Annotated in this window: 6 protein-coding genes and 3 pseudogenes; 7 read left to right on the forward strand and 2 right to left on the reverse strand. The window is 58.6% G+C overall.

Annotated features, from left to right (window positions below):
• From EOA86_RS08680 to EOA86_RS08700, 5 genes and pseudogenes are all read left to right on the forward strand, one after another.
• On the forward strand, nt 1-1,247 hold a 1,247-nt coding region (locus EOA86_RS08680; protein ID WP_164891632.1), incomplete at its 5' end, for an ABC transporter substrate-binding protein.
• A gap of 27 nt (nt 1,248-1,274) precedes the next feature.
• Nucleotides 1,275-2,264, forward strand: a pseudogene (locus tag EOA86_RS41455) (ABC transporter permease).
• A pseudogene (locus EOA86_RS41460) lies at nt 2,225-2,777 on the forward strand (ABC transporter permease); the annotation flags it as partial. The pseudogenes EOA86_RS41455 and EOA86_RS41460, both read left to right, overlap by 40 nt.
• Complete coding sequence (locus EOA86_RS08695) at nt 2,749-3,132, forward strand: glycine cleavage T C-terminal barrel domain-containing protein (protein WP_091598679.1); 384 nt, start codon at nt 2,749-2,751, stop codon at nt 3,130-3,132. The pseudogene EOA86_RS41460 and the gene EOA86_RS08695, both read left to right, overlap by 29 nt.
• Before the next feature lie 1,059 nt (nt 3,133-4,191).
• The gene (locus EOA86_RS08700; RefSeq protein ID WP_329608755.1) at nt 4,192-4,857 is read left to right on the forward strand and encodes a N,N-dimethylformamidase beta subunit family domain-containing protein; all 666 of its coding nucleotides are present in this window, start codon (nt 4,192-4,194) and stop codon (nt 4,855-4,857) included.
• Nucleotides 4,858-5,719: 862 nt separating this feature from the next.
• Here the strand turns inward: EOA86_RS08700 and EOA86_RS08705 are convergent.
• Both EOA86_RS08705 and ehuB read right to left on the reverse strand, forming a co-directional pair.
• Nucleotides 5,720-6,070, reverse strand: a complete 351-nt coding sequence (locus EOA86_RS08705) for a hypothetical protein (protein ID WP_091598670.1) — start codon at nt 6,068-6,070, stop codon at nt 5,720-5,722.
• A 364-nt stretch (nt 6,071-6,434) separates the two neighbouring features.
• On the reverse strand, nt 6,435-7,238 hold the full coding sequence (gene ehuB / locus EOA86_RS08710) for an ectoine/hydroxyectoine ABC transporter substrate-binding protein EhuB (RefSeq protein WP_236473031.1): 804 nt from the start codon (nt 7,236-7,238) through the stop codon (nt 6,435-6,437).
• A 1,442-nt stretch (nt 7,239-8,680) separates the two neighbouring features.
• On the opposite strand from ehuB, the gene EOA86_RS08720 reads away from it, so the two are divergent.
• On the forward strand, nt 8,681-9,844 hold the full coding sequence (locus EOA86_RS08720) for a M20 aminoacylase family protein (RefSeq protein WP_091598661.1): 1,164 nt from the start codon (nt 8,681-8,683) through the stop codon (nt 9,842-9,844).
• A gap of 290 nt (nt 9,845-10,134) precedes the next feature.
• Nucleotides 10,135-10,327: pseudogene (locus tag EOA86_RS40080) on the forward strand (hypothetical protein); the annotation flags it as partial.

A 10,327-nucleotide genomic window follows, 5' to 3' on the forward strand; every position in this document is an offset into this window, starting at 1 on the left:
ATAACATCAGCGGCCTCGATCAGATCCAATCGATAACGGCCCTGGATGACGAGACCTTGCAAATCGTGACCAAGGTCCCAACACGCTTGGCCTTTGACAACTACACGATGATTGTTCCCGAGCACATCTGGAAGGACATTAGCTACGCCGATGCGCGGGGCGCCTTCCGCAACGACCCGCCGCTGGTGGGCACGGGACCCATGATCGTTTCGGAGTTTCAGCAAGGTCAGTTTGCCCGCTTGGTGCCGAACCCGCACTTCCGGACCGGACAGCCGAAGACGGCCGGGATGGTCTTTCATTTCTTCAATACGGCCGACCCCATCGCCCAGGGCCTGAAGAGCGGCGCTCTCGACTATGGTATCAGCCTGACGGCTGCCCAATGGGCCGACCTCTCGGACAATCCTGACATCGTGGTCGGTGAAGCGCGCGTCGAGCAGCGGGACTATTTGGCCTTCAACACCGCCTCGGGGGACGGTGCAGGCAGCACCAAGGCTCTGCAGGATCCGGCGTTTCGCGATGCGATCGGCTACGCGATCGACCAAAAGGCCATCGTCGAGCGGGCCTACCGCGGTCACGCCGACCCTGGCATAGGGTTGGCAATGCCGGTGGCGGCGGATTACTACTCGGATATGGGCGATAGCAGGCGCCACTTTGATCTAGAGGAGGCAGCCCGCCGACTCGATTCCGCCGGCTATCGGGACACGAACGGTGACGGCGTCCGGGAGGACAAGGCGGGGAACAGCTTCCAGCTCGAGCTGATTACCGGAACCGGTTCGGGTACCCTCGAAATGCCGATCGCGGTCGTGCAGCTTATCACTGGCTGGTTGGGACAAATCGGCATTCCCGTAACAGTCACCCAGCTCGACTCCGGGGCGCTCTCTGCCCGTACGGTGGCACCGGCGAGGGGCGGCGGAGGCTGGGACCTGCTCGTTGCGGGGAGTTGGCGCGGTCCCAGCGCTTCCGACCTGCTCGTTGTGGGCAAAAGTGGCGATTCCAGCAACACGTCATACTGGAGCAACGAGAAGTTCGATCAACTTGTGTCTGACGTCGAGATCACCGTCGACCTTAAGAAGAGCCAGGAGCTGGTCGACTCGGCGGTTCGGCTCATATACTCCGAAGCCCCCTACATCATCCTAGCCTACCCGTTGCTGCTCGACGCCCGTCGCAAGGACTGCTTCCAGGGATGGCCCGAGGATATAGGGACATCGCAGGGCTATTATCCATTCGATCGCCTAAAGCCGGCCTAAAATGGTTCCGATAGAAAGCAAGAGCAGATGAGCCGGCGGATCGGGCGGATTCTCCTCAAGGCTGATCCTGAACTTCGTCCTGTTCCGGGTCATTCCTGGCGACCCCTGCATCGCTTTTGCTCGGCGGGGCACGCGTCAGCGTGACCGCTGAGCAGATCGGGGCGCAGCGCGAGAACTGGGGCCTCGACCGGCCGCTGTTCCCGAATCAGGTGCTCGAGTACTTGTCGGCAACGCTCCGCGGCGATTTTGGTTACAGCTTCAAGTTCAGGGGCCGGCATGTCGCCGACCTAATAGTGGAACGCTTGCCAGCCACTTGCCCTGGTCGGTCTAGCCCAATTCATCGCCATCCTATGCGGGGTTATGCTTGGCCTACATGCGGGTTGGCGCAGAAGAGGACCCGTCGACCATATCGCCACTGGAGCATCTCTGGCGCTCTATTCCGACGGCTTTCTGGCTCGGCATGATCCTGGTGGTGATCTTCAGTACGGCATTGGGCTGGCTTCCGGGTTATGGTGCACTTTCGCCTGGCGCAATTACGGGTTCGCTTGATTGGTTGCTCGACTACTTGCGGCATCTCGCGCTTCCGGTCACCGCGGGGGCTCTTGGACTAATCGGCCAATACGTCGTGGTCGCTCGTGCTGCGATGAGCGACATCGTCACCGAGGACTATATGGTACCGCACGGGCCAAAGGGCTGACCAATGGTTAGATGCTGATGCGTCATGCATTTCGCAATGCAATGCTACCGGTCATTACCCTGATTGCCCTTAATCTTGGCTACGTGGTGGCAAGTGCCATCACCGTCGAAGCCATCTTCGCCTGGCCGGGCAGCGGTGGCCTGACGGTGGAGGCACTCAATGCTCGGGACTATCCAGTCCTTCAAGGAGTATTCCTGTTGCTCGGCGCCTCGATTGTCGTCGCCAACCTCGTAGCCGATCTAGCCTACGGCCTGCTTGATCCGAGGGTCCGGCAGCGGCCGGCGATTTCCTCGCGCCCCCATCAGGCGAGCATCTGCTAGGGACGGACGAAGTCGGGCGGGACGTACTTTAGTCGTCAATGGTGCCCGGACCTCGCTCACGATCGCGCTGCTGGCGACCGTAATCAGCCTCGTCGTCGGCACCACGGTCGGAATGACTGCTGGATACTACGGTGGCAGGGTTGACGTCTGGCTGATGCCTTGACGGATTTCTTTTTCGTCATGCCGTCCTTCGTGCTGGCGCTGGTCATCACACCGGTGGTTCTCGAGGTGATGGGGCGCGGCAGAGAAATCCTCGGCTTCCGTCCTTCTCTTTTCGTGATCCTTGTCGTCATCGGCATGACAAGCTGGGCGTTCGTGGCCCGTATCGTTCGCAGTCAGACACTGTCGCTTAAGGAGCGAACATTCCTCGATCGTGCGCGCGTTGTTGGCAGCAGCAATTTCAGCATCATGGTGCGGCACATCCTGCCTAATCTCGTGCCGAAAATCGCAGCGAACGGTGCCCTGGTCGTCGCCGGCGCAATCTATGTCGAGGCGTCGCTCTCGTTCCTCGGGTCGATTGGAACAAGGATGGAGGTTTTATCGGGAAAAGGGCGTTACTTTCCCAGAAAAATTCAGGTCCGCTAGGAAAAACGGCTGGTGTCATTCAAGCTCGCGATCCAAACCCTGTTCTTTTCCACGAAGAACCCATTCGACGCAACGGCGAGATTGTGGGTACATTTCGTCTGGAGCAAAGAGCTTTACCCTGGGCCAGTCAGTGGGAATGGGTTATGTGAGCCACCGCGCACCAGTCACGAAGGAGCTGATTGACAGCAGTCGATCGGAAATCGAAATTGGTGGCAGACTCTACGAAGCCGGCGCGTCGCTCCGGGCGTTTTTCGATCCAAATGGAGAAAGGCTTGGGCGATAAGTTTGTACATTGTGCTGAGCGGCGAGAAAAGTGTGCTGGGGGAAACAGGAAATCGTCTCACGCGCGAATGCGGTGAGACCAGGTTGATGGCCTTTTGCAGGCGAAGTGCCGCTGACCTTGCGCTCGCAGAGTTTCGTGACTTGGCCTGGATCCGGTTTGCCGGGGCCGAGGCTGCACGGCGGCCGCAACGATCTGCGGGCTCAATATGGCGAGTGCTGCGCTCAATGTGCCTGTGGCGTGGAGACCTCGCCATCTGGGCCCCGACCACCGCGTTTCCGCCACGCCACGAGCACTACGCAGCAGAGTTTTCCGGCTATGCGATCGGCCTCGCTCGCAAATCGGACCGCCTTGTGAAGCTGTGCTGGGCGTGGCGACCCGATCTCTCTTAATAATTGCGGAGGAATCTTTGATCAGGCAAAGCTCGATCAGCGTTCCATCTGCCGAGCAGTGATCTGACTGACAACAGTCGCCTGACGCTTTGCCGCGTACGCCTCGCTTGGGGTCGTTCAGTGTGCCAGTCCAATTTGGCGGCCTTGGCAGGCAAATGCCGCGTTGCCAATGGTCGCTGCCGTTATGCAGAAACGAGCCGCTATAAGCCCGTTTACTGCGTCGAACGCGCGAATTCGTCGAAACAGTCGTTCTAGCGCTGCTACATTGTAGGAAGACTAGGCGGCCCGTGTTCCTGATACGGTTCGAATCCCGACGAGCTTGTAATGAGTTTGACTCGACCGATGACTCGGTTGCCAGAACCACCGGTCATTCTGCGGCGGAGGGTCCCGCCACAGACTGAGGAGTTCCTGCCCGGCGTTCATCCTTCACTAACGTCGGGGTACCGCTATGTCGCTTTCCCGGCCACCGGCCGAGAAGCAGTACCGTACTTTGCGGGCTATATGACGGCCGTCACCGTTGCGTCTGGAGACGAACTCGCGGTACATGTGGCAACGCGATCTTCAGAACGCTGTTACGTCGACATCTACCGCGTGACCGGGGTGCGAGGATGCTCATCTTCATCCCAAGCTCTCCTTCATCCGACGCTTTGGCCCTGTCGAACCACACCGGCTGCCGCAGTCGGCGGGGGGGCGTCTCCTAGGCCCTGGTGACGCCGACTCCGAAGGATGCCGCTGGCCGAAGGTGAATCTGCTCGACAGCGTTCCCAATGAGTGGCCTAGCGGCGTTTACGTGGCTCAGTTCTGCGCAGAGGAAAAGCCACGGGAGCGCGCCACCGATCGTGCAGGCGAGGATGCGCTGTTCATCGTCCGGCGTGGCAACGACCGCCCAGGCGCCCGGATCCTCTGTCAAGTCAACGTCGCAACCTGGCTCGCCTACCACATTTGGCACAACCGAAGCTTGTACCATGGGCGGTCGGATGACGGCCAATACTGGGAAGAGCTGAGGAATTCAAAAGCATCGATCCATCGGCCAGGTCTCGGGCTATGTTACCCGAACGGAAACATTCTGAGGCCGTACCCGCCGAAATCGGGGCAGACATTTGCCTTCATCGATTGGTTGGAACGCGAAGCAATATCCGTCGACTTTTGCTCAGGCCTCGACATCTCCAACGGGCATGCGAACCTTTCTGATTACTCTGCGCTGGTCACGATTGGCCACGACGAGTACTGGACTGGAAAACAGCTTGACGCCGTCCGTGCTTTCCGGGATTCCGGTGGCGCCACGATCTTCCTCGGTGGCAATCTTGCCTGCTTATCTGGTCCGAGAGACTTCTGACAGTACTGCAATCGAGTGCTATAAGGCTTCCGGCGACCACGCTGACAGCGAGCATGGCGACGGCGGGGAATCACTTGATCCGCTGCACGCTGCAGCACCCAACCCTTTGGTTACGGGATTCACCTGGCATCTGCGGCCAGAGTCAACGACACCCACGACCGGCGTATACAATTACACGCGTCGACCTGGAGCGCCGCAGGAGGTACTGACCGGCGGAATGTTTTGGTACTGGGAGCTCTTCGGCGGGCCATCGCGCCCTGAGTGTGGCTTTACCGTATGCGATCCCGAGCATTGGGTTTTCAATGGTGCTGGGGTCGGGGACGGAGACACCTTTGGTGCAGAAATAAAGCTCCTTGGACATGAGGCGGACGGTCTCGAAGTCGAGCCTGACGGCCCGCGTCCAAAACTCACATTCGCCGATGGAGCACTACCAGGAACTCGGTTGCTCGCTTTCGCTGATTGTCGGCGTTGGGGTGAATGGGACTTTGACGGCTGGCCAGCGGCGCACAGGCAAACCTCGGGCCCGCGCGAAACGCTTGGGAGCCTGGGTGGATTCGTTACGATGGTCGTCCACGAAGAGCCCGGCAAAGGCATACTGTTCAATGCTCCGACAGCGGACTGGGTGTTTGGACTCGTAAAGTCGATTGACTGGACCGCAACGCGCAGCCTCGAGCCTCCGGTATTGCCGGCAGACCCCGTAGTCGAGCAGATTACCCGCAATATCTTGCTCCGCTGCAGCACTCAACCTGGCTGATTACCGCTCCCGGCCTTAGCATTGTCGACAAGCGGTTGGCCGGCAATGCTAATGCCGAAGCGAAGAGTATCGTGAGCCTGTGCTGAGTCCTTTTTGCCGTTTGGAATATCACAACCGCTGTCGGCAAAATTCCGGTCTCAGCAAGCTATCGCGTTTCGCCATCAACATTGCAGTGTGCCCACATGGCGGAGGCATCCATGATGCCTTGGCTCTTGCAAGCATAGGGCAGATATAGGTCTCTTCCTCGGCCGTCGGTTGAGTTTGCCAATACTTAGTGTCGCTTGCCCTGTCACCAATTAGATCGAAGTTCGCGGCGGCCATCACGGCGCCGACGACGCCGGCCTTGCTGAAGCTGGTGATGACCTCGTTGCAGCCAATTCGCGCAGTCGCCAACACGAACGCTGACGTTCTTTGCTCGTGAAAACATAGTTCGGGCTGCGCGTGAATCTTGCGCACCATGCAACAATGTCTGAGCTGAGGTCAGCGACACAATTTTGGACATTGGAACGTCTTTCCGTTATCCAAAGCTGCCTTGGGTCTTTTCAAGTCAAATCCCTCGGAGAAATGTGAACACTGAGCATCGCGTCCGTAAAGCGCCGGCGCGAACGCATTCTTCAGTGGCACCGGGACGAAATCGCAATGGCTGACCAAAGCACGAGTTGCGTGACTATCGTGCCCACTGAGCAGGCGTCTTCTCTAGCGAAGACCCCGGGGGGGCAAGGCGAGCCCAGGAATGAAATAACTGTAAGCTTCGGCCCCCTCTAAGTGTCTCCCCGACCAAGGTCGGGGAGACACTTAGCGTATGGCGCATCTCGCCTGGGTTTCAGCCCTTGCAGAGCTCGGCTGCCGTGGTGCCGTCCGGGAGGTTGATTTTGGTGTAGCCGTATTTGCCGACTGACTCCATCATTTCTTTGGACCCGATATAGTCTTTCAATGCCGTGTTGAAGGCGTCGACAGTCGCCTGCTGGTTGGGCAGGAAGGCAAGGGCCGGATATCCTTTGGGACTATCGGGAAGCGGATCGGTCACTTCCACGCTGGCGTCCTTGCCAGCGAACTCCTTCATGGTGAAGTAGTCGCCTACACCCGCAGCTGCTCGACCAGCCTTCACCGCCTGCAGGACCTCTGCTGATCCGGCGACCTGCAAAATTTTTTCATCGGTGATCCCGGCTTTGCGCGCATTCTCGACGTCGTCCCAGCCTGCGCCGGTCGCGACGCTCAGGCCCTTGTCGCGCAGATCCTTATAGGAGTGCAGGTTCTGCGGATTGCCCTTCGGCACGATCAGGGCTGCGGTGGCGACAGCGAGCGGCTCGGTGAAAAGCACGTTGCGGCAGCGATCGGGCAGTATGAACATGCCGCCGGTGATGATGTCGAAGCGACCGGCATGCATTCCGGGGATGAGCGAGCCCCATTCGGCCACGACCGGCTCGACCTTGGTGGTGCCAAGCTTCTTTAGGATATCCAGCGTCATTGCATTGACCCAGCCGAGCGGCTCGTTGTTTGCGCCCGGATTGGCGAATGGAGGCTCGTTGGAGAAGCCAAGCCGGATTGTTTCTCCGTTCTTGATCTTGTCGAGCAGCGATTGAGCCGGGGCCGACCCGGTGAACGTTACGGTTGCCAGGGCCGCCATACCCAAAGCAGCCACCTTCAGAATTACACGCCTGAAAACACGGCTCCTGGCCCCTAAGCATTGCCACGTGTTCATTTGAGAGTTCCTTCCATTCCCGTTGGCCGCTGGTCCCGCCGGATGACGTCTAGAGCGACGTCGAGCCAGTGCTTTTACATGGACCAGAACGCGGCGGTTTCCCGTCTCCGGCGGTTACGTCGCGAAATCTGGAGCACTTTTCAAATGTCGGACGGCTTTTCCCGCCTAGTAAAACTAGCAGCCTTGCAAGACCACGATTACGCGAAATTTCAGTACCGCGCGCAGAAAATCGGCGATTTCGTTATGCTCCAGGACGCGGTTGAACGCCGGAGGTCTGCGACGAGATTGGGTGCTCATAAGCTGCGATCTTGCGTGAATGAAGTCGTTCGCTGTACACTTCCCAGCGTTCGCCGGAGTGTACAAACCTCCTGACTATGATGGCCCATGTGCACAGCCCGTCCTCGCTTTCTGTCGTCGCTGGCAACTGAGACGGAGGCCCTATGGCGAGGTACTCAAGTTTCGCCATAACTGTTGCTGATCCGAACCGCGGATCGGCCAGTGCGGCACGTGGTGCAAGGTCGGTATTGCAGAGAGCTTCGAGAATTAGCATCCATCATGAGACTACCTACGCCGACCGCAGCACCCCCGCAGCTGACAGATCCGTCTCAATGCGCAAGACTCTTGCCGCTTCGGGTACCACAGCAGTCATGATCATCTGGCATCCACGACATCATGTGTGGTTGGCTCGGTACGGCGTCGACAATCGATCTTACGCAAACGTAGTCCCGTGAGCCCGACGTCATCGCCGGCCTCGCGGCTATGCTTGATGATTGTGCCGGATAGTCCCTAGTAACTAAGCATAATCTTTTGGTAGATTTCGACCGCTTTGGCCAACTGATCTATTTCCACGTACTCGTTGGCGGTATGTGCCTGATCGGTACTCCCACCCAAGAATAACGAAGGGAATTTTTGCCAACGAAAGCTGGCTTGCATCCGTGCCATACGGAACCCCAAAGGGCCTGCGCATTCCTGCGACTTCCGCACATGCCTTACCGCAACTGCGGCGATTTTCGTGCCCTCCGCACTCGGAGGAACTGGATCCTCTAAAACAGGGAGCAACGAACGCACCACTAACCGTTCATGGCGACCTGGCCTTGGGCGCATCGAGGTGCGCCTGCCGACCTCTGATCATGCCGAGGTCTGTCATCCATCGCAACGCGCAGATCTGGGGGGCTCATCTCGAAGCGAGATGGGGTCAATACACACACTGCATTTGACTGTAGAGGTTCAACCTTGGAAGCTTCTCAGTGATAGAACACGCGACGCGGATCCGCGAGTCTAGGATGCCGGAGCCCTGGCTGCGCAGATCTGGTCAAGCTGGCAGGCCCAAGGCGAGGGTCTGCTCTTTTTTGGTGCAGGAGACAAGAATGCGCAGGGTCGATGATTTCCGCGATATTCATGATGAGGCTATCGCTTGGCGCCGTCACCTCCACCAGAATCCGGAACTCGGATATAACGTGCACAACACCGCGAAGTTCGTCGCCGAGAAGCTCGCTTCCTTTGGGATTAATCATATCGAGACGGGCATAGCCGAGACCGGTGTTGTCGCGGTGATCCAAGGCGTCGGCGGAGAGGGCCCCACCATCGGACTACGGGCCGATATGGATGCCCTGCCGATCGTCGAGGCCACCGGTAAGCCCTGGACGTCGCAGGTCGAAGGAAAAATGCACGCATGCGGCCATGACGGCCATACCGCCATGCTGCTGGGTGCCGCTAAGCATCTCTCCGCCACCCGGAATTTCAAGGGTTCGGTGGCGCTCATTTTCCAGCCCGCCGAGGAAGACGGGCAGGGCGCAGGACGAATGGTTCAAGAAGGATTGATGGATAGGTTCAATATCGCCCAAGTCTTCGGCATGCACAACATGCCGGGTATTGACGTTGGCAAGTTCGGTATTCGTGACGGATCAATTATGGCGGCCCTCGACGAGTTCGACATCATCGTCACAGGCCGGGGCGGACACGCTGCAACGCCTCATTTTACGATTGATCCGGTGGTCGTCGGAGCACAGATCATCATTGCGCTCCAGACCTTGGTGTCACGAAACTGCGATCCGACCGAAGCGTTAGTAGTGTCCGTACCCAAATTCAACGGAAGTGAATCCTATCACATCATCCCCGACAGCGTCACGCTAGGAGGCACGGTGAGGAGCCTATCACCCGCATTGCGCGATTTTGCAGAAAAACAGATCGAGGTCTGCGCGAAGAATGTTGCTGCTGCTTTCGGGGCCAAGGTGGAATACCGACATAGGCGCCTTGAACCGCTCACATTCAACCAGACGGAGGCAACCGAGCTGGCAGCCGCTGCCGCACGGAGCCTTGTTGGGCGAGAGGCCGTCAACGATCAGATCAAGCCGGTGATGGTTTCCGAGGACTTCGCCTACATGCTGCAGGCGCGACCGGGCGCGTTCTTGTTCCTCGGCAACGGACCTACTTCGGGCCTGCACAATCCAACCTATGACTTCGACGACAATGCAATCCCTTACGGGATCGGCTACTGGGTCAACTTGGTGGAAGGCGGCTTGGCCCGTTAGCGCCAGCATAGTATTTAAGCGCTGCCCGCGCGCGCACCAGATAAGTCCGTAGGGTCACCTAGCTTATCGGGCGCGCCATCGCCATACATGACAATACTCCGTCATGCGAACGCATACAATCGAACAGTTGGGGAGCCAGCGCAGCTTTGCCGTTAAATTTTGCAATCAACAGCTGACCGTCGCACCGCCGGTCCCGAGGCATTCGAGAGAGAAACAAATAGGACTGAGCAATCCGGGTACCGCGCATTCAAGAGAAGAGTCGGAACTCCATGTAGCGATGTACTTGGCCAAGCCGGGGTGGGACCCCAAACCGGATCGTGGCAAGTGCGGACGGCGTATATATCCGGGACACCGAGCCTCGCAAAAGCCTTGATGGATACGGCGCCCTTTACCGAGTCGACGTGGGATACGGCTGCACGGAAATTGCCGATGCGATTGCGAGACAAGCCATGAACCGCCGTTCGCCCGCTTGCAAGCCAGAGC

The sequence above is a fragment of the Mesorhizobium sp. M5C.F.Ca.IN.020.32.2.1 genome (genome assembly GCF_004023105.1).
GTDB classification, from domain to species: domain Bacteria; phylum Pseudomonadota; class Alphaproteobacteria; order Rhizobiales; family Rhizobiaceae; genus Mesorhizobium; species Mesorhizobium wenxiniae.